Source organism: Achromobacter sp. K91 (assembly GCF_003576205.1).
GTDB classification, from domain to species: Bacteria; Pseudomonadota; Gammaproteobacteria; order Burkholderiales; family Burkholderiaceae_B; genus Achromobacter; species Achromobacter aegrifaciens.
In genome coordinates this window covers 197,025-215,693 of record NZ_QWFB01000031.1, presented here as the reverse complement: position 1 = coordinate 215,693, position 18,669 = coordinate 197,025, and the positions used below count along the sequence as shown (strand labels likewise).

General features: G+C 67.0%; 17 protein-coding genes. 2 read left to right on the top strand and 15 right to left on the bottom strand.

The window, feature by feature from the left end; all coding sequences use genetic code 11:
• Window positions 1-20: 20 nt before the first annotated feature.
• From DXK93_RS14370 to DXK93_RS14350, 5 genes are read right to left on the bottom strand one after another with little or no spacing between them, the layout of a single operon-like run.
• On the bottom strand, window positions 21-881 hold the full coding sequence (locus tag DXK93_RS14370; protein WP_119450394.1) for a patatin-like phospholipase family protein: 861 nt from the start codon (window positions 879-881) through the stop codon (window positions 21-23).
• Window positions 882-2,879 (bottom strand): NAD(P)/FAD-dependent oxidoreductase, encoded by a 1,998-nt coding sequence (locus DXK93_RS14365; RefSeq protein WP_119450393.1) that lies wholly within the window; start codon window positions 2,877-2,879, stop codon window positions 882-884. It lies immediately after the preceding gene.
• 42 nt (window positions 2,880-2,921) lie between these two features.
• On the bottom strand, window positions 2,922-3,887 hold the full coding sequence (locus tag DXK93_RS14360; RefSeq protein WP_054452105.1) for a tripartite tricarboxylate transporter substrate binding protein: 966 nt from the start codon (window positions 3,885-3,887) through the stop codon (window positions 2,922-2,924).
• A gap of 34 nt (window positions 3,888-3,921) precedes the next feature.
• The gene (locus tag DXK93_RS14355) at window positions 3,922-4,914 is read right to left on the bottom strand and encodes a ketopantoate reductase family protein (RefSeq protein ID WP_119450392.1); all 993 of its coding nucleotides are present in this window, start codon (window positions 4,912-4,914) and stop codon (window positions 3,922-3,924) included.
• Between the two features lie 48 nt (window positions 4,915-4,962).
• Window positions 4,963-5,721: a class II aldolase/adducin family protein gene (locus tag DXK93_RS14350; RefSeq protein WP_054452103.1), complete on the bottom strand. Its 759-nt coding sequence runs from the start codon at window positions 5,719-5,721 to the stop codon at window positions 4,963-4,965.
• 297 nt (window positions 5,722-6,018) lie between these two features.
• Here DXK93_RS14350 and DXK93_RS14345 point away from each other — a divergent pair, with 297 nt between their 5' ends.
• Window positions 6,019-7,557, top strand: a complete 1,539-nt coding sequence (locus tag DXK93_RS14345; protein WP_119450391.1) for a class I adenylate-forming enzyme family protein — start codon at window positions 6,019-6,021, stop codon at window positions 7,555-7,557.
• 16 nt (window positions 7,558-7,573) lie between these two features.
• Here DXK93_RS14345 and DXK93_RS14340 read toward each other — a convergent pair whose 3' ends face one another.
• Window positions 7,574-8,482: a LysR family transcriptional regulator gene (locus DXK93_RS14340; protein ID WP_119450390.1), complete on the bottom strand. Its 909-nt coding sequence runs from the start codon at window positions 8,480-8,482 to the stop codon at window positions 7,574-7,576.
• Window positions 8,483-8,617: 135 nt separating this feature from the next.
• Between DXK93_RS14340 and DXK93_RS14335 the strand changes: the two genes are divergently transcribed.
• A complete protein-coding gene (locus tag DXK93_RS14335) occupies window positions 8,618-10,144 on the top strand; it encodes an argininosuccinate lyase (protein WP_054452100.1) in 1,527 nt (508 codons plus the stop codon).
• Between the two features lie 19 nt (window positions 10,145-10,163).
• Here the strand turns inward: DXK93_RS14335 and DXK93_RS14330 are convergent, their stop codons facing one another.
• The 9 genes from DXK93_RS14330 to ccmC all read right to left on the bottom strand — a co-directional run bounded on the left by DXK93_RS14330 (window position 10,164) and on the right by ccmC (window position 18,667).
• Complete coding sequence (locus tag DXK93_RS14330) at window positions 10,164-12,644, bottom strand: heavy metal translocating P-type ATPase (RefSeq protein ID WP_119450389.1); 2,481 nt, start codon at window positions 12,642-12,644, stop codon at window positions 10,164-10,166.
• Window positions 12,645-12,746: 102 nt separating this feature from the next.
• The gene (locus tag DXK93_RS14325) at window positions 12,747-13,481 is read right to left on the bottom strand and encodes a cytochrome c biogenesis CcdA family protein (RefSeq protein WP_119450388.1); all 735 of its coding nucleotides are present in this window, start codon (window positions 13,479-13,481) and stop codon (window positions 12,747-12,749) included.
• 15 nt (window positions 13,482-13,496) lie between these two features.
• The gene (gene ccmI / locus DXK93_RS14320; RefSeq protein ID WP_119450387.1) at window positions 13,497-14,351 is read right to left on the bottom strand and encodes a c-type cytochrome biogenesis protein CcmI; all 855 of its coding nucleotides are present in this window, start codon (window positions 14,349-14,351) and stop codon (window positions 13,497-13,499) included.
• Window positions 14,348-14,806, bottom strand: coding sequence for a cytochrome c-type biogenesis protein (locus DXK93_RS14315; protein WP_082400815.1), 459 nt, complete (start codon window positions 14,804-14,806; stop codon window positions 14,348-14,350). Before DXK93_RS14315 ends, ccmI begins: the two co-directional genes overlap by 4 nt.
• Complete coding sequence (locus DXK93_RS14310) at window positions 14,803-15,324, bottom strand: DsbE family thiol:disulfide interchange protein (RefSeq protein ID WP_054452096.1); 522 nt, start codon at window positions 15,322-15,324, stop codon at window positions 14,803-14,805. The genes DXK93_RS14315 and DXK93_RS14310 overlap by 4 nt, the downstream gene beginning before the upstream one ends.
• The gene (locus DXK93_RS14305; RefSeq protein WP_119450386.1) at window positions 15,321-17,297 is read right to left on the bottom strand and encodes a heme lyase CcmF/NrfE family subunit; all 1,977 of its coding nucleotides are present in this window, start codon (window positions 17,295-17,297) and stop codon (window positions 15,321-15,323) included. Before DXK93_RS14305 ends, DXK93_RS14310 begins: the two co-directional genes overlap by 4 nt.
• The gene (ccmE, locus tag DXK93_RS14300; RefSeq protein ID WP_054452094.1) at window positions 17,294-17,761 is read right to left on the bottom strand and encodes a cytochrome c maturation protein CcmE; all 468 of its coding nucleotides are present in this window, start codon (window positions 17,759-17,761) and stop codon (window positions 17,294-17,296) included. Before ccmE ends, DXK93_RS14305 begins: the two co-directional genes overlap by 4 nt.
• On the bottom strand, window positions 17,754-17,936 hold the full coding sequence (ccmD, locus tag DXK93_RS14295) for a heme exporter protein CcmD (protein WP_370126740.1): 183 nt from the start codon (window positions 17,934-17,936) through the stop codon (window positions 17,754-17,756). Before ccmD ends, ccmE begins: the two co-directional genes overlap by 8 nt.
• The gene (gene ccmC / locus DXK93_RS14290; RefSeq protein ID WP_042795263.1) at window positions 17,933-18,667 is read right to left on the bottom strand and encodes a heme ABC transporter permease CcmC; all 735 of its coding nucleotides are present in this window, start codon (window positions 18,665-18,667) and stop codon (window positions 17,933-17,935) included. The genes ccmD and ccmC overlap by 4 nt, the downstream gene beginning before the upstream one ends.
• Window positions 18,668-18,669 lie beyond the last annotated feature (2 nt).

Sequence of the window (18,669 nt, the reverse complement as noted above, 5' to 3'; positions counted from 1 at the left end):
GGGCGGAATGCGGGACAGGCTCAGCGCCACGCTTGCCGCAGGGTTTGCGCAAGCGCCGATGCCTGGCGCAGCCCGGCCTCGGCGGCGTCGGCGCGGCGCGCCGGGTCCAGCACGTTGTCGCCGATGGCCTGTTCGCTGGTCGCGTCCGGCAGCACGGCATGGACCTGGCTGCCGGCGTCGCGCAGGGCCTGCAGTTCGCGCCGCAGATGGCCGCTGACCGGATTCCCTTCCCGATAACCCAGCGGCGCCAGCACCACGACCTGCTGATAGCCGGCCGCCATATCGGCATTGCTCATGGAGCGGATGCCGCCGTCCATGTAGGTCGCGCCGCCGATGGGCACGGCCGGCCAGGCGCCCGGCACGGCGCAGCTGGCGGCGATGGCATCGACGAAATCGACCTGGTCGGCGGCGCTGAAACCGCGCCCTTCGCCGGTGGTCGTGTCGACCGCGACCACCAGCAATGGACGGGAGGGCCAGTCGCTTGCGCCCAGACGGGCGGCGATGATGGCGCGGCGTTCCGCCAGTGTGGGCGTGGCGGAACGCCGCGCATAGGCGCCGATGCGCTGCCGCGCTTGCTGCAGGTCCGCGCCCACTTTGCCGTACAGCTCGCGGTTCTTTTCGTCCGCGGCCTGTTGCGAGTACGGACGGTACTGTTCGGCGCCCGTCCCTCCCAGCTGCGTCGCCAGCAGCTGCATGGGCGGGACGCCCAGCGCCAGTTGCGCGCCGGCGACGGAGCCGGCGGAGCAACCGATGAACAGGTCCGCCGCGGTGAGGTCGACCTCCTGGCGTGCCAAGCCCGCCAGGATGCCGATCTCCCAGGCCAGCCCGGTCACGCCGCCGCAGCCCAGTACCAGGCAGCGCTTCTTCTGCGGATGCGCCATTCAGGCTGTCTCGACGCGAGTGGCGGCGGACGGCTCGGTTTCGCCCTCGCCGGACGCCGGACGATAGTGATAGTCGCCCATGTCCGTCTTGCGCAGCATGTGCCAGTAGTCGTCGTTGCGGAAAGGCGTGGGCGCCACCACCTTGCCATGCGCGTTGCGGTACCAGTTGCTCATGCCCTTGTGGGTCCAGATCATGCGGTCATGGGCGGCCTGGACGCGGGCGTTATAGGCGTCGTGCCTGTCCCTGCGGACTTCGATCTCGAAGCGTCCGCCGGCCTTGTCCAGACCTTGCTGCAATAGGCCCATGACATAGCGCACCTGGGTCTCCAGCAGGGCGACGACGCTGCCGCCGTGGCCCAGGGCGGTGTTGGGGCCGGCCAGGATGAACAGGTTGGGGAAGCCCGGCGCCGCGACGCCCATGAAGGCCTCGGCCCCTTTTTCGTCCCAGGCTTCGCGGATCGAGCGCCCGCCGCGGCCATAGAGCTTGAACGAGGACAACAGGTTGATCGCGTCGAAACCGGTGGCGACCACCAGCACGTCCAGTTCGTGCGCCTGGCCGTTGTCGCTCACCACCGCGTTTTCCGTGACCCGGGCGATGCCGCCCGTGACCAGTTCGACATGGTCCCGCGCCATGGTTCGGAACCAGCCGTTGTCCATCAGCATGCGTTTGCCGAAGGGAGGGTAGTCGGGCAGAACGTCCGGCAGCAGGTCCTGGCGGTCGCCGAGTTCCGCCTTGATGTAGCTGGTGAAGTGTTCGCGGTGCCTGTCGTTGATCTGATTGATGGCGCGCTCGGGGTGCGGCCATTGCGGATCGATCTGCAGCGTGGCGTGGACGCGGTCGTTGAAGATCCAGGCTAGCCGTTGGCGATACCACTCCTGGTAGTACGGCACCTCGCGCAGCAGGAAGCGGACGTCCTCCGGCACCGGTTTCTGGAATTTCTCGAAGGGCGCGGCCCATTGCTTGGAGCGCTGGAACACGGTCAGGGAGCGGACCTGGTCGGCGATTGCGGGAACGACCTGCATGGAGCTGGCGCCGTTGCCGATGATGCCCACGTTCTTGCCGCGCAGGTCCAGGCCTTCCGGCCAGTTGGCCGTATGGAAGCAGGGGCCCTTGAAACTCTCCAGGCCGGGTATGGGGGGCAGCTTGGGCACGTTCAGCAGGCCCACCGCGCTAATGAGGATGTCCGCCACATAGTCCTGGACCTGGCCGTCCTGCCCGACCGTGCGTATGTTCCAGCACAGCGCGTCTTCGTCGTAGCGGGCGGACTCCACGCGCGTGTTGAAGCGGATGTTGGGGCGCACGCAATGCTGGTCGGCGACGCTTTCGAAATAGCCCTGGATCTCGCCTTGCAGGGCGAAGTAGCGGGACCAGTCGTGCTTGGCGAACGAGTACGAGTAGATGTGGTTAGGGGTGTCCACGCCCGCGCCAGGGTAGCGGTTCTCGTACCAGGTGCCGCCGACTTCGGCGTTCTTCTCGATCACCACATACGGAATGCCCGCGCCTTGCAGGCGGATCGCGGCGCACAGGCCTGCCACGCCGGCGCCGATGACCAGCACCCGATAGCCTTGCGGCACCTGGAACGCATCGTGTTGCTCCAGCGCGAAGTCCGGGTCCAGGCCCAGCCAGGCGGCGATCATGGGGCCGTACGAGTCGGGCACATCTTCCCCGATGCTGGTGCGCAGCATGGCGACCAGCTGTTCATGCGCAGGCGCCGGCAGCTTGGGCTGCTGGCCGCGGCGGGTCAGCAGGATGGCCGAGTACGCGGCCTCGCGGATCTCTTCCTGCACGGCGTCCGGCAACCCGCCAGGGTCGTTGTCTTCCAGGCCGCGAATGCGCGAGCACTGGTAGCGCTCGGACAGCCATTGCGTGTCGCCCGTCAGGTGCACCAGCACCATGAGCAAGGTGGGGATGTTGGCGCTGGCCAGCGCGCGCTTGAGCGTGGCCTCCCACAGGTCGTTGCCGAACGGTGTTGCCGGAGCCGGGGTATCGCGATGCATGTAAGGGTCCTTCCAGGAGTGGCGTGGGGGGTGGGTTGCGGCCTACTCGGCGGTTGCGCCGGACTTCTTGATCAGCTCGGCCCATTTGGCGCTGTCGCTGACGATGAAGGCGCCGAAATCGCCCGGCTTGGTGAACAGGGCGTCCAGGCCCATTTTCTTGAACTGCTCCTGCACGTCGGGCGCCGTCTTCATCTTCTGCAGGGATGCCTGCAGCCTTTCGACGACCGCGGACGGCGTGCCGGCCGGGGCCACTATGCCCAGCCAGGGCATGGCGTCGTAGCCGGGCAGGCCGGACTCCTCGACCGTGGGCAGGTCGGGCAGCACCGAGGACCGCGTCTTGGTGGTGACGGCGAGCGGCCGTACCTTGCCGCTATCGAGGAAAGGCTGGGCGGCCGCGATGTCCACGAACAGCATGTCGACTTCGCCGCCAGCCAGGGAGGTCAACGCCGGAACGCTGCCCTTGTAGGGGATGTGGGTCATCTTCAGGCCGGTCAGCGCGGCGAACAGCTCGCCCTCCAGATGGTTGGACGTGCCGTTGCCGGAAGAGGCGAAGGTCGCCGATTTGCCGTCTTTCTTGAGCGCGGCGATCAGTTCCTTGACGCTGGACGCCTGCACCTGCTTGCCCGTCACCAGGACGTGCGGCACGCTGGCGATGAGCGAAACGGGCTGGAAGTCCTTGACCGGGTCGTAGTTCGCGGTGTTCTTGTACAGGCTGGGAGCGATGCCCAGGGACGATGCCGCCATCAACAGCGTGTAGCCGTCGGCCGGCGCCTTGGCCACGTAGGCCGAGGCGATCATGGTGCCGGCGCCGGGCTTGTTGACCACCACCACCGGCTGGCCCAGATCTGCCTGCAGCTTGGCCGCGACCTGTCGGGTCATCACGTCCGTGACGCCGCCGGGCGTGAAGGGCACCACGATGTTGATGGGCTTGTTGGGATAGTCCTGGGCGTGGGCGGCTGCGCCCGTGCAGATCAGGGTTGCGGCCAGGCAATGCGATAGCCATTTCATGAGTTTGTCTCCTGTGGTTTTCTAGGTGTGGCGTTCAGATGGAGCCTGCGCTGAGGCTCCGGTGCCGGATCAAGCCCCAGACCGTGTTGGCGTGGGGCATGTCCAGGTTCAACTTTGCTGCGATCTCGATCATGGCGCCGACCAGGGCGTCGGTTTCCAGCGGCTTGCCTTGCAGCGCGTCCTGCAGCATCGAGGTCTGGGCGGCGCCGGCGCTGGCGGCTGCCTGCATGCGTTGTTCCACGGTGACCGGCAGCTCGAGCCCGAGCGCCTGGCCCAGCGCCAGGTACTCGCCGAGCATGGCGCGCGCCAGTTTTCCGAGATATGGATCCTGGACCATGGCTTCCATGGTGGCGCGGGCCAGCACGCTCAAGGGGTTGAAGGTGGCGTTGCCCATCGCCTTGATCCAGACGGCTTGGTGGATGTCGCCGCTGACCTCGCATTGCAGGCCTGAAGCTTGCAACAGCCCGGCGAGCCGATTGGCCCGCGCAGACATGGAGCCGTCCGGTTCGCCGAGGATGAGATTGTTGCGGGCGTTCTGGGCCGCGATGCCAGGCGCGGTGGCGTTCGCCGCGATGTACACCACGGCGCCCAGCACCCGCTCCAAAGGCAGCGCTCGCCTGAGGGCGCCGCGGCCATCCACCGATTGCAGCGGCGTGTCGCCCAGGGGACTGCCCAGCGTGGGCAGATACCACCAGGGGATGCCGTTTACGGCCGGCACCACGGCGCCCAGCGGCGCGAGCATCGGCGCCAGGTGCGCGGAGATATCGTCCAGCGCCTGTTGCTTGACCGCAAGAATAAGGTAGTCCGCGTCGCGCACCTGGCGCGGTTCGTCGGTGGCGCGCACCGGGTAGTGGCGCGTGACGCCGTCGACCGTCAAGCCGACGCCGTGCTGGCGCAAGGCGGCCAGCGTCTTTCCGCGGGCGATCATGGTCACCTCGCAGCCTGCCTGGGCCAGGCGCGCGGCGAGCAGACAGCCGATCGCGCCCGCACCATATACCGCGACGCGGCATTGATGAGCATCTTTCATTTCTACTCTGCGAAAAAATGGGCCGCCGGGATGGCGGCGCGGTTGCCGCTATTCCTGGTATTCGGGCCGGATGCGTTGCAGCAGCCGGAGCAGGGGGGGCCAGTGCTTGTGGCGGGACGGGCGGTCCAGACGGTCGAACTGGCGGCCGACCTTCTCGGCAACTTCGGCTCCGGGCACAACCAGCGGCAGGCCGCCGGCCAGCGCCGCGACCTGCGCCTGGCAGGCGCGCTCCAGATAGAACATGGCGTCGAAGGCGTCCGGCACGCTGGCGCCGCAGACCAGCAGGCCGTGGTTGCGCAGGATCATCGCGCTGTGGGAGCCGAGATCGGCGATCAGGCGCTGCTGCTCGTCCATGTCGAGCGCGACGCCTTCGTAGTCGTGATAGCCGATGCGGTTGTGAAAGCGCATGGCATGCTGCGAAATCATGAGCAGGCCAGCCTCTTGCGCGGACACCGCGATGCCGGCCGCGGTATGCGTATGCATGACGCAGGCCGCGTCGTGGCGGACGCGATGGATGGCGCTATGGATGACGAAGCCGGCGGGGTTGATGCCCAGGCCGGTCTGGTCCAGCAGGATGCCGCCGTCGATGTCCACCTTGACCAGGTTGGAGGCGGTGATCTCGTTGAACATCAGGCCGTAGGCATTGATCAGGAAGTGCGGCTGGGCGCCGGGAACCCGGGCCGAGATATGCGTATAGATGTGGTCGGTCATGCGCATTTCGACAGCCAGGTTGTAGGCCGCGGCGAGATCCACGCGCACTGCCCATTCCTCGGCCGAAACCTGGTCCTTGATCGATGCCTCTTGCACGGCAGCTCCTCCGGTTTTGCATTCTTCTTGGTCTGGCCGGCGCCTCTGCTGCGTGGCCTCTTTCAAACGGAGTATAGGTTTTCCAGCCGCTGTCGACTAAGCAAACGTTTTGATGGAAACGCATAAATTCCATCAATCATTCGGCCATGCCGGCAGGCATGAAAAACCTTGATGGATATGCATAAAAACGTTTAGCTAGTGCGGCGAAATTCCGCTACCTATACTGATTTTCCTACCCATGGGCGCGGCGGCAAGGAGCCGGCGCGCCCTTGAAAAATCAGAATAGCCGGAGGCTGGATGGACGCTGCAGGAAACCGCGGGATCACGGATTTGCTCGATGAACAGGCGCTGTGCCACGGGCATAAGCTGGCGATCGTGCATGAGTACCACAACGGCGACATCAGCCAGTTGAGTTTCATCCAATTACGCGAAGCGGCCCGCGCATTTGCCGCGGGCTTGCAGGCGCGCGGCGTGAAGCCGGGCGACCGCGTATTCGTATTCATGGGCAACACGGCGGAGTACGTGCCGCTGTGGATGGGCCTGATGCTGGCGGGCGCCGTCATCGTGGCGGGCAACATCCATCTCACTGCGCCGGAAGTGGCCTATCAGCTTGAGCATTGCCAGCCCGCGCTGGCGCTGGTCGAGCCCGCGCATGAAGCGCTGGTTCGCGAAGTGTGCGCCGGGATGGACCAGGCGCCGGATATCGTGCCGGTGGCGCGCGGCAGCCTGGGGCAGGAAGGATTGAGCGGTGCGCTGGCTGCGGAATCCGCGGATTACCGGGCTCCCGATCTATGCAGCGACGACCTTGCACAGATCCTGTACACCTCGGGCACGTCGGCGCGGCCCAAGGGCGTGATGCTCACCCACGCCAATCTGCTCTGGTGTGGCCAGGCGGGCGCAGCCAACAGCGGCATTGGCCGCGCTGACCGCGTGTTCAACAACAAGCCGCTGTTCCACGCCAACTGCCAGGAAACCGTGCTGTCCTGCCTGACCGCGGGCGCCACCGCGGTGATCGGGGAACGCTATAGCGCCACGCGCTACCTGCGCCAGCTCATCGAACACCGCATCACGATCTGCAGCCTGTCCGGCATGCTGTGCCGAACCTTGTTGAACCAGCCGCCCACGCCTTTCGATACGGCGCATCAGGTGCGGTACGCGGGCTATGCCATCAATATTTCGGAAGCCGAGATCGCGGCGTTCATCGAGCGTTTCCGCATCCCGCTGCGCAATGGCTATGGGCAGTCGGAGACCATGCTCTACATCACCTTGCAGCCGCATGCATCGCCGTCCGCCTATCCGTCCATCGGGCGCGCCACGCCCGACCGCGAAGTGTTCGTGGTCGACGACGACAACCGGCCGGTCGCCGTAGGCGCAGTGGGCGAGATCGTGGTGCGCGGACGTCCTGGGCGCACGCTGACCCTGGGCTACTACCGCGACCCGGCTGCGACGCAGGCCGTGTTCGAGGGCGGCTGGCTGCACACGGGGGATCTCGGCTACCAGGACGCCAAGGGCAACTTCTTTTTCTTCGGCCGCAAGAAGGAGGTGATCAAGCGGGCCGGCGAGAACATCTCAGCCGCGGAAGTGGAAGAGGCCCTGATGGGGCATCCGGCCGTGCGCGACGTGGCCGTGGTGGGCATACCCGATCCGGTGCGCGACCAGTCTGTCAAGGCTTTCGTCGTGCTGCACGCAGGGCACCAGGCGGATGCGGATGCCATCAAGACCTATTGCGCCGGGCGGCTGGCGTACTTCAAGGTTCCCGAGCACGTGCAGTTCATGGCTGAGCTGCCGCGCAACGCCAGCGGCAAGGTGCAGAAGCGCGCGCTGCTCGACGCCTGAACGCGGCCGCGAGTTCTCAGGCGTGGCCGGTAGCCGCCTTGCCCAGCCGGGCAAGGGCTTCGGCGACCTGATGGACGACGGACTGGCCCTGGTTGCGGTGGATGGCGATGGTGAACTCCAGCGTCAGCGGCGTCAGCGCCGGGTCCACCAGCACCAGGGTGCCGGCGCGAACTTGTTCGGCCACCATCATTTCCGGCAACTGCGCGATGCCGCCGCCCGCCTCGACGACTTCGATCAGGCTGTTCAGGCGATTGCAGCTGCAGATGTTGTCCAGGTTGGCGCCCATGTCGCGCAACTCGTCCTGCGCCGGGCCAAAGAAGCCCGACGGACGCGATACGCACCACAGCGGCTCGGTTTGCAGTAGCGATTGCATGCTGCGGGGCTTGCCTTCCGCGTCGCTGAGCAGCCGGGACGAGACCATCCACGACATGCGGGTCGTGCCCAGCGATTCGCAGATGAACTGGTCGTCGCGCAGATGATTGGCCATGATGGCAATGTCCAGCGCGCCGGACGTCAGGTGCTCCTGCAGCTTGATCGCCAGGTCCAGCTCGATCTCGTAGGAAACGCGCGGCAGGGCGCGGCGCAGCTCGGGCACCACGCGTGAAAACCAGGTCGTGGAAATCTCGCCCATGCCGATGCGCACCGTGCCGGCCGCATTGTTGACGGCCTCCGCGTCGGTGAAGGCGTCTTCCACCGCCAGCAGCAGCGGTTCCACGCGTTCGACGAAACGGCGCGCGGGCACCGTCAGTTCCAGCCGGCGGCCGCGCTTTTCGAAGAGCGGAAAGCCCAGCGACTGCTCCAGCTCTTTCATGCGCGCCGAGACGGCGGGTTGGGAAGTGTGCAGCCGTTCGGCCGCAGCGCGGAAGCTGCCCAGCTTGGCGATCTGGCACAGGGTTTCGGCGTTGGTCAGATTCGGACGGGACATGGGCGAATGTCGTGGTTTTTGCGCGGTATGTTAAAGGAAATCGTCAGGAAATCCCGCCTGGCTCGGTGAAATCCGCCATTTCCCCCCGTCAGGCCCGTCGATACACTGGCCGCTCGCCATCCTAACGAGACAGCCATGAGACATCTACTTCCCGCCCTGAGCGCCGCGCTTGCCTTGACGCTCGGCGCGCAGGCATCGGCCCAGCAAGCCCAGCCCGCGGCCTCCGTGCCGCGCGATCCGTTCTTCTGGCTGGGCGAGATCAACAAGGCCACTGCCGTCATCAACACGGACGAGGGGCTGCTGGACAAGTCCATGGCGCCGCGACTGGCGGCCGGCGTGGCCAAGGTGATCAACGACGGCAACCAGCCGGGCGCCAAGCGCCCGGCCAGCGTCATCACCTTCGAGCCGCTGCTGATCAAGGCGGCGGGCGAGGATGTGACGCTGCTGCACGCGGGGCGCTCCAGCCAGGACATGCACGCGACCTACCGCAGCGCCATCCTGCGCGACAAGCTGCTGGACCTGGCGGCCCAGCTGAACGCCACCTCCACCACGCTGGTGGAACTGGCGGGCAAGCATGCAGCTACCATCGTGCCGAACTACACCAATGGCGTGGCGGCGCAGCCTAACAGCTATGGGCACTATCTGCTGGGGCAGGCCGCCGGCCTGGCCCGCGACGCCCAGCGCATCCGTGAGGCCTACGTGCGCATCGACCGTTCGCCGATGGGCACGACGGTGCTCAACGGCACCAGCTGGCCGCTGGACCGCAAGCGCATGGCGCAGTACCTGGGCTTCGCCGCACTGGTGGACAACGCCTATGACGCCTCGCAGATCTCGTCCATGGATCAGCCGGTGGAAGTCGCCTCCATCGTCACCAGCATTGCGCTGCGCACGGGCAATTTCGTCGAGGACGTAATGACCCAGTACGCCCAGCCGCGTCCCTGGATCCTGCTGGAAGAGGGGGGCGGCAACACCTACGTGTCCAGCGCCATGCCGCAGAAGCGCAATCCCGGCCTGCTCAACGATACCCGCAGCGATGCCTCCACGGCCGTGACGCTGGCCATGGGGCCGGTGGTGCAGACGCACAACATCACGCCAGGCATGAGCGATCCGAAGGACGTGAAGCAGAATTCCGCCATGGTGGATGCCGGGATTTCGGCGCTCAAGCGCTGGGACCGGGTGTTGAAGGCCATGGTCCTCAGCCCCGACCGCGCGCTGGAAGAACTGAACAGCGACTGGACGGCCTCGCAGGAACTGGCCGACGTGCTGATGCGCAAGTACAAGCTGCCGTTCCGCGACGGCCACCACTTTGCGTCCGAGGTCGTCAGCTACGCCAAGGCCAACAACATCAAGCCGCTGGACTTCCCGTATGAGCAGGCGCGCCGTATCTATGCGGACGCCATGAAGGACTCGAAGTACGGCAACGAACTGCCGATGAGCGAGGCGGAGTTCCGCTCCACGCTGGATCCCGTGGCCATCGTCAAGAACCGCGCCACTTCGGGCGGTCCGCAGCCGGCGGAAATGGAGCGCATGCTGAAGGAAGCGCGCGCGCAGCTGGCTGAGCAGGACGCCTGGATCAAGGCGCGCCGCGCCCACATCAACGATGCGCTGGCGGAGCTGGACAAGAAATTCGGCGCGCTGGTGGCCAGCGCGCCGAAGCAGTAGAACCTGCGGGAAGCCCCGCTCAGCCGCGGGCCGGGAAGGGCGCGGCGAAGCGGCGCAGCCGCAACGCGTTGCTCAGCACGAACACGCTGGACAAGGCCATCGCGCCCGCCGCGAACACCGGAGACAGCAGGCTGCCGTTGACCGGATACAGCAAGCCAGCCGCTACCGGGATCAGCGCCACGTTGTAGGCAAACGCCCAGAACAGGTTCTGCTTGATGTTGCGGATGGTGGCCTTGGACAGCGCGATGGCGTTGGGCACGCCGCCCAGGTCTCCCGACATCAGCACCACGTCGGCGGCTTCGATGGCGATGTCCGTGCCGGTGCCGATGGCCAGGCCCACGTCCGCTTCGGCCAGGGCCGGCGCATCGTTGATGCCGTCGCCCACGTAGGCGATGGGACCGTACTGCTGCTTCAGGCGCTGCACCGCCGCGACCTTGCCGTCGGGCAGCACTTCGGCGACGACTTCGTCGATGCCGAGCTGGCGGGCGATGGCCTCGCCGGTGCGGCGGTTGTCGCCGGTGATCATTGCGACCTTCAGACCCAGGTCATGCAGGGCGCGGATCGCGGCGGCCGTGGTTTCCTTGATGGGGTCAGCCACGGCGATCATGGCGGCCAGCCGGCCGTTGATGGCGGCGTACAGCGGCGTCTTGCCTTCGTCGCCCAGGCGCGCGGCGTCCGAACCGAAGGACTCGACGCTCAGGCCCAGTTCGCGCATGAAGCGGTCGGCGCCGATCTCGACCAGGTCGCCGTCGACCCGGGCGCTGACGCCAAAGCCGGTGATCGATTCGAATTGCGAAATCGAGCCCAGCGCAATGTTCTCGGCGCGCGCCGCATCCACGATGGCTTGGGCGATCGGGTGTTCCGACTTGGCCTCGACGGTGGCAACCTTGCCCAGCACCGCAGCGCGGTCGAAGCCCTGTGCAACGATCAGGTCGGTCAGCTCGGGACGGCCCTTGGTCAGCGTGCCGGTCTTGTCCACGGCCACGACCTGCGCGTCCTTCAGCGATTGCAGCGCTTCGCCCTTGCGGAACAGCACGCCCATCTGCGCGGCGCGGCCCGTGCCCACCATGATGGAGGTCGGCGTGGCCAGGCCCATGGCGCAGGGGCAGGCGATGATCAGCACGGCCACGGCATTGACCAGCGCGAAGGTCAGGGCGGGTTCGGGGCCGAACGTCAGCCAGATGATGAAGGTCACGACGGCCGCCGCCATGACGGCAGGCACGAACCACATGGTGATGCGGTCCACCAGGGCCTGGATCGGCAGCTTGGAGCCTTGCGCCTGTTCGACCATGCGGATGATCTGCGCCAGCAGCGTGTCGCCGCCGACCTTGGTGGCGCGGAACGTCAGCGCGCCGTTCTGGTTGACGGTGCCGCCGACCACTTCGGAGCCGGGCTGCTTTTCGACGGGCACGGGCTCGCCGCTGATCATGGACTCGTCGATGAAGCTGTTGCCTTCCACCACCTCGCCATCCACCGGGATGCGTTCGCCGGGGCGGACTTCGATCAGGTCGCCCGCCACCACTTCCTCGATGGCGAGTTCCAGCGTCGCGCCGTTGCGCACGACGCGCGCGGTCTTGGCCTGCAGGCCGAGCAGGCGCTTGATGGCCTCGGACGTATTGCCCTTGGCGCGTGCCTCCATGTAACGGCCCAGCAGGATCAGCGCCACGATGACCGCGGCGGCCTCGTAATAGACGTTGACGGTGCCGGCGGGCAGCAGTCCGGCCGCGAAGGTGGCGACCACCGAATAGGCATAGGCGGCGGACGTGCCCACCGCCACCAGCGAGTTCATGTCGGGCGCGCCGCGCAGCAGCGCGGGGATACCTTTCTTGAAGAAGCGCAGGCCGGGGCCGAACAGCACGATGCTGGCCAGCACGAATTGCAGGTACCAGCTGTTCTGCGTGCCGATGGTTTCGGCGATGACGTGGTGGAACGCCGGCACGATGTGCGCGCCCATTTCCAGGATGAACACCGGCAGCGCGAAGATCGTGGCGACGGTCAGCGCGCGCTTCAGTGACTTCAGCTCGGCGGCCTGGCGTTCGGCCACGGCGTCGGTGTCGCTGGCTTCGGCGGCCAGGGGCTTGGCTTCGTAGCCGGCCTTGGCCACCGCCTGGATCAGGGCGCTGGCGGGCACGCCGCCGGCCGCGGTGATGCTGGCGCGCTCGGTGGCGAGGTTGACGCTGGCGCTGCTGACGCCGGGCACCGCCTTCAGGGCTTTTTCGACGCGGCCCACGCAGGAGGCGCAGGTCATGCCGGTGACCGACAGTTCGATCGTGGTTTCGGCGACGGCGTAACCCGCCTTCTGCACCGCCTGCACGGCGGCGGCGACGTCCGGCGCCCCTGCAAACGTGATGTCGGCGCGTTCGGTCGCCAGGTTGACGCTGGCCTGGTTGACGCCCGGCACGGCCTTCAAGGCCTTTTCGACCCGGCCCACGCACGAGGCGCAGGTCATGCCTTCGATAGGCAGGCTGACCGCGACGCTGTCTGCTGGGATGGCACTCATATCCGCTCCTTGAAAACTTGGAATTTCCTGCTGATGGGTGTCACTATAAAGATTCCAATGATGTCAAGGTCAAGCGTTTGATCGGACGAGTTTTGACCTGGCTCAGCCCAGCCTGCCCAAGGCGGGGAAGGTCAGCAGCATCCAGATGGCGAAACGGGCCAATTGGCCGGTGGCGATGGCCCAGCCCATCACGATCAGGATCAGCCCGGTCAGGATCCGCAGGATCCGGCCGGCGCGTTGCAGGCCCTGCATGCGGCGCAGGAAGGGGCTCATGAACCAGGCTGCCGCTAAAAAGGGGACGCCCAGTCCCAGTGCGTAGACGCCCAGCAGGGCCACGCCCTGGCCCACACTGGCCGAGGCCGCGCCCAGCGCCAGGATGCCGGCCAGGATCGGGCCGATGCAAGGCGTCCAGCCGAATCCGAACGCGGCGCCCAGGATCGCGGCGCTGCCGGGGCTGCCCTGGCCCGCCGGATCGAACCGGTAGTAGCGCTGCGCCCAGGCGGGCAGGCGCAGGACGCCCAGCAACATCAAGCCCGCCAGCGCGATGATGGCGCCTGCGGCCAGGTTCAGTTCGTAGCGGTAGGACAGCAGCAGGCGGCTCAGCGCCGTGACGCTGGCCCCGAAGATGACAAAGACAGTAGAGAAGCCGGCGACGAAGCTGGCCGCCAGCCCCAGCATGCGCCAGCGCAGCGCACGGCCATCATCCGCGGACGCGCCGGATCCGCCCGCGATGTAAGACAGATAGCCTGGCACCAGCGGCAGCACGCAAGGCGACAGAAACGATGCGGTCCCCGCGATGAAAGCGGTGGCCAAGCCGATGAGGGACAGGTCAAGCATGACGGGCCGCCGCGATCATGGCGCAGCGCCTTCGCGCTGGCGCTGGCGGGCCAGCGTGATGCCCTCATTGACGGTGCGCGCCATGTCGCTGCCGGCAGGCAGCCTGGCCAGCAGGCGTTGCCAGAAATCGATGGCCGCCGGGAAATCGCGCTGGTCAAAGCGGCTTGCGCCCGCCAGCATCAGGGCCAGCGGCTCCTCGGGGTTGAGGTCCAACGCGCGCCGCAACAGCTGGTCAGGCTGTCCGCCGAAACCCCGGTTGGCGCTGAGCACCAGCGATTCGGCGTACTCGGCCAGGGCTGCCGGGTTGCTGTCCACCACCGGCGCGGCCCGGGCAAAGGACTGGACCGCGTCGGCGTGCCGGCCGAAGTAGCGGTGGGAACGGGCCAGCATCAGCCACCCCTGATAGTCGTCGGGATTGCTCGCCAGGCGGGTCTCAAGTTTGGCCACCATGGCCCGGATGTCGGCGGCGGTGACCTCGGGTTGTGCGACAGGCGCCTGAGGCGGGGCGATGGCGGCGGGGTTGCCCAGCGCCACATAGGCAATTATGGCGGCCAGAGGCAGCGCGAGGGCCAGGCTCGCAGGCAGCAGCCGGCCGGGGTTCGTCGCCGTGGCACGGTCTTGCGTTTCGCCGGCTTCTTCCAGCGCCAGCCGCTGTAGCTCGGTGCGCGCTTCGGCGAAGGCGTCTTGCGAGAGGATGCCGTTGGCGCGGTCCCGCTCCAGCTCGCGCAGCTGGTCGCGCAGCACCGCCACGTTCGCCGCCCGGCGCTTGTTGGCGGCGCTGGCGGCGGGCGCACGCCGCAGGGCGGCGATCAGCCATAGGGTGACGACGGCGGCCATCAACGCGGCCGACAGATAGAAGAGCTGAGTCATGTTCCAGATCCTTTTTCAGCGTCGACGCCCAGCAGGGCGTCGGCAGTCCGGCGCTCGGCAGGCGTCAGCGCGGGGCGGCGCTGGCGCAGCCTGCGCCGGCGCAAGGTCAGGGCCAGCGCGGCCAGCCCGGCGGCCAGCAGCGCGGCGGGGCCGAACCAGAGCAGCAGCGTGGAGGCTTTCAGGCGCGGCCGGTAGAGGATGAAGTCGCCGTACCTGGCCTCCATATAGGCCAGGATGTCGGCCTCGGATTTTCCGGCGTCCAGCTGCTGACGGATCTCGCGGCGCAGATCGACGGCGAGGTCGGCGCGCGAGGCGGCAATGGATTCGTTCTGGCAGACCAGGCAGCGCAGTTCCGAGGCGATCTCGGTGACGCGGCGGTCGTCAGTCGAGCCTTGGGCGCCCGCGCCGTAGCCCAACGCCAGCGATAGCGCGAATACGCGCAGGAGTATCTTCATTGCAGCCCCCGGATCAGCGGAAGCAGGGTGTCGCGCAGCGATTCGCGCGTCACCGGGCCGATGTGCTTGTAGCGGATGGTCCCGGCCTGGTCGATGACGAAGGTCTCCGGCACGCCGTAGACGCCGTAGTCGATGCCGACCTTGCCGTCGGTGTCGGACACGGACGCCTCGTAGGAATCGCCGTTGCGCGCCAGCCAGGCGATGGCTTCGTCCCGTATGTCCTTGTAGTTCAAGCCTATGACAGGCACGCCGTGCTGCGACGACAACTCCTGGATATAGGGGTGTTCCGTCAGGCAGGCATAGCACCAGGACGCCCAGACGTTCAGCACCCATACCCGGCCTTTCATGCTCTCAGGCGTGAAGGTCTTCTGGGGCTCATGCAGTTCGGGCAGGGCAAACGCGGGCGCGGGCTTGTCGATCAGCGGCGACGGCACTTCGGACGGGTTTAGGGTCAGGCCTATTCCTAGAAAGAACACCAGCACCACGAAGCCCGCCAGGGGCCAGATGTAGCGGCTCATGGCCGGGCCTCCGCCGGCGCCTGCGGTACTGCGCGTTGCGGCTGTTTTTTCTCGCGGCGCTTCAGGCGGTAGCGCGGATCGCTGATCGCCAGCAGCCCGCCCAGGGCCATGAGGATGCAGCCGCCCCAGATCCAGTCGACGAACGGCTTGTAGTACAGGCGCACGCTCCAGGCGCCTTGCTCCATGGGTTCGCCCAGGGCGATGTAGACATGGCGCAGGCCGTTGGCGGCGATGGCCGCCTCCGTCATCGGCAGCGCCGAGGACGCATAAGTGCGCTTTTCTGGATGCAAGTCGCGCAGGCGCTTTTCGCCGCGGTAGAGCGCGAAGGTGCCCATATCGGATTCGTAGTTCGGGCCGCGCACGCGCGCCACGCCCTTGAATTCGACGCGATACGAAGCCACTGGCGCGCTTTGCCCGGGCTGCATCAGCAGATCCTGTTCGGTCTCGTAGCTGCCCACCAGCGTAACCCCGGTGACGAACACCGCCACGCCCAGGTGAGCCAGATGCATGCCCAGCCAGCTGCGTGGCTGGCGCCACCAGCGGTCGCGGGTCGCGCGGATGCGCTTGACGACGTCCACGGCGATGGCGGTCGCCAACCACGCGGCCAGTCCCAGCCCTAGCGCCGTGCCCCCGGACCAACGCTCGAAGAGCAGGGGAACGCCCACGCCCGCCAGCACGGCCAGCGCCGCGGGAATCGACAGGCGTTTGAGCAGGCTGCCAGCATCGGCCGATTTCCAGTTGGCCATGGGCCCCACCGCCATGAGCAGCAGCGCGGGCACCATCAGCGGCACGAAGACCGCGTTGAAGTAGGGTGGTCCGACCGACAGCTTGCCCAGGCCCAGCGCGTCGATGAGCAGCGGATATAGCGTGCCCAGCAACACGCTCGCGGCGGCAACCGCCAGCAGCACGTTGTTGACCAGCAATAGCGATTCGCGCGATACGAACGTGAACTGGCCGCCGTGGCCGATCCGGGGCGCGCGCAGGGCATACAGGAACAGGGAGCTGCCGACCGTGGCGGTGAACAGCGCCAGGATGAATACGCCGCGCGCCGGGTCCGTCGCGAACGCATGCACCGAGGTCAGCACGCCCGAACGCACCAGGAACGCGCCCAGCAAGGCCAGCGCAAACGTGCCGATCGCCAGCAGCACGGTCCAGCTCTTGAAGCTGCCGCGCTTTTCGGTCACGGCCAGCGAGTGGATCAGCGCCGTGCCGGCCAGCCAGGGGATGAAGGAGGCGTTTTCCACCGGGTCCCAGAACCACCAGCCGCCCCAACCCAGCTCGTAGTAGGCCCACCAGCTGCCGACCGCGATGCCCAGCGTCAGGAACAGCCAGGCCGCAGTGGTCCATGGGCGCGACCAGCGGGCCCAGACCGCGTCCAGATTGCCCGACAGCAGCGCGGCGATGGCGAACGCAAACGCCACCGAGAACCCGACATAGCCCATGTACAGCAGCGGCGGGTGGAAGATCAGGCCGATGTCCTGCAGCAGCGTGTTCAGGTCCAATCCGTCAGCCGGGGCCGGGACCAGGCGTTCGAACGGATTCGACGTCAGCAGCACGAACAGCAGGAAGCCCGCGCTGATCAGGCCCAGCACGCCGAGCACGCGCGCGACCATGGCGTCGGGCAACTGCCGCGAAAACAGGCTGACCGCGCCGGCCCAGCCCGTCTGCATGAACATCCATAGCAGCAGCGAGCCTTCATGCCCGCCCCAGGTCGCCGCGATGCGGTAGAACAAGGGCAATTGGGAGTTCGAGTTGTAGGCCACATAGGCCACCGAATAGTCCTTGGCCGCGAAAGACCAGATCAGCGCCCCAAGGCTGAACGAAACCAGCAGGAACTGGATCTGCGCGGCGGGCCGCGCAATGGCGATCCAGTCCGCGCGGTCCAGGGCCGCGCCGCGCAGCGCGAGCGCACCTTGCACCAGCGCCACGAACAGCGTCAGGATCAGGGCGAAATGAGCGAGTTCCGGAATCATCGGGAGCGGGCCTCCTGGGGGGCGGTCTTCGGTGCGGCCTGCGATACGGCCTGATCGATCGCGTGCTGCGCCTCGGGGGGCATGTAGTTCTCGTCATGCTTGGCCAGCACCTCGTCGGCGCGGAACAGGCCATCGCCGTCCAGCCGGCCCTGCGCCACGACGCCCTTTCCTTCGCTGAACAGGTCCGGCAGGATGCCTTCATAGGCCACGCGGACGGTGTGGGCCGTATCGGTCACGACGAAACGGACGGTGAGCGAGCCCGGCGTGCGCTGCACGCTGCCGCCTTCGACCATGCCGCCCACGCGGAAGGCGCGTCCAGCCGGCGCTTCGTTATTGCTGACGTGGGTGGGCGTGTAGAAGAACACCAGATTGCTCTGGAAGGCGTTGAGCACCAGCGCGCTGGCCACGCCCACCGAGGCCAGCCCGCCCAGGACGAGCCACAAGCGACGTGTCCGCTTACTCATCGCCGCCCTCCCGCCATTGAACGGGGGGCGGCCCCGCCAGGATTGCGCGGCGGCGGCGCGCCAGCAGCAGCTGTTCGCTGCCCAGCAGGAACGCCGTCATCAGCAGCGATCCCCACACGTAAAGCGCATAACCGCCCATGGCGAGGAACTCGCCCAGACTGGACCAGTGCATCATTCGCTACTCCATTGTTCGCGGATCCAGGCCGCGTGCCGCTCGCGCTCGAGCACGATGCAGCGCAGGCGCGCCAGCGCCGTTGCGATGCTGTACATCCACGCGGCCAGGGACATCAGCAGCATGCCGGCGAGCATGATGCCGGCCATGCTTGGTGCGGCGGTCAGCGAGACCGAAGCGCCCTGGTGCAAGGTGCTCCACCATTGCACCGAGAAATAGATGATGGGAATGTTGACCACGCCGGCCAGCACCAGCACCGATCCGGCGCGGTCGGCACGCTGCGGATCGTCGATGGCGGCCCTCAACGCGATATAGCCCGCGTACAGGAACAGCAGGATCAATTCCGAGGTCAGCCGCGCATCCCAGACCCACCAGGCGCCCCACATGGGCTTGCCCCATAGCGCGCCGGTCCACAGCGAAAGAAACGTGAACAACGCGCCGGTGGGTGCCAGCGCGGCGATCATCATGGCTGACAGCCTGCTGTTGAAAACCAGATGGACCAACGCCCAGAACGCCATCACCAGATAAACGAACATCGACATCCAGGAGACCGGGACATGGACGAAGATGATGCGGTAGCCCTGGCCCTGCTGAAAATCGGCGGGCGCGGCGATAAAGCCGATATAGAGGCCGGCCGCGGCCAGCAGGACCGCGGCCGTGGCGAACCAGGGGATTGCTTTTCCGGCCAGGGGATAGAAGGCCTTGGGCGAGGCATAGTGAAACCAGCGGATCATGG

Bases quoted from the DNA above. Each gene is read 5' to 3' on its own strand.
- DXK93_RS14345 (WP_119450391.1), top strand. From the start codon at position 6,019: ATGGACGCTGCAGGAAACCGCGGGATCACGGATTTGCTCGATGAACAG.
- DXK93_RS14365 (WP_119450393.1), bottom strand. From the start codon at position 2,879: ATGCATCGCGATACCCCGGCTCCGGCAACACCGTTCGGCAACGACCTG.
- ccmI (WP_119450387.1), bottom strand. From the start codon at position 14,351: ATGACTCAGCTCTTCTATCTGTCGGCCGCGTTGATGGCCGCCGTCGTC.
- DXK93_RS14355 (WP_119450392.1), bottom strand. From the start codon at position 4,914: ATGAAAGATGCTCATCAATGCCGCGTCGCGGTATATGGTGCGGGCGCG.
- DXK93_RS14335 (WP_054452100.1), top strand. From the start codon at position 8,618: ATGAGACATCTACTTCCCGCCCTGAGCGCCGCGCTTGCCTTGACGCTC.
- ccmC (WP_042795263.1), bottom strand. From the start codon at position 18,667: ATGATCCGCTGGTTTCACTATGCCTCGCCCAAGGCCTTCTATCCCCTG.
- DXK93_RS14360 (WP_054452105.1), bottom strand. From the start codon at position 3,887: ATGAAATGGCTATCGCATTGCCTGGCCGCAACCCTGATCTGCACGGGC.
- ccmE (WP_054452094.1), bottom strand. From the start codon at position 17,761: ATGAGTAAGCGGACACGTCGCTTGTGGCTCGTCCTGGGCGGGCTGGCC.
- ccmD (WP_370126740.1), bottom strand. From the start codon at position 17,936: ATGATGCACTGGTCCAGTCTGGGCGAGTTCCTCGCCATGGGCGGTTAT.
- DXK93_RS14305 (WP_119450386.1), bottom strand. From the start codon at position 17,297: ATGATTCCGGAACTCGCTCATTTCGCCCTGATCCTGACGCTGTTCGTG.
- DXK93_RS14330 (WP_119450389.1), bottom strand. From the start codon at position 12,644: ATGAGTGCCATCCCAGCAGACAGCGTCGCGGTCAGCCTGCCTATCGAA.
- DXK93_RS14340 (WP_119450390.1), bottom strand. From the start codon at position 8,482: ATGTCCCGTCCGAATCTGACCAACGCCGAAACCCTGTGCCAGATCGCC.
- DXK93_RS14310 (WP_054452096.1), bottom strand. From the start codon at position 15,324: ATGAGCCGCTACATCTGGCCCCTGGCGGGCTTCGTGGTGCTGGTGTTC.
- DXK93_RS14315 (WP_082400815.1), bottom strand. From the start codon at position 14,806: ATGAAGATACTCCTGCGCGTATTCGCGCTATCGCTGGCGTTGGGCTAC.
- DXK93_RS14370 (WP_119450394.1), bottom strand. From the start codon at position 881: ATGGCGCATCCGCAGAAGAAGCGCTGCCTGGTACTGGGCTGCGGCGGC.
- DXK93_RS14325 (WP_119450388.1), bottom strand. From the start codon at position 13,481: ATGCTTGACCTGTCCCTCATCGGCTTGGCCACCGCTTTCATCGCGGGG.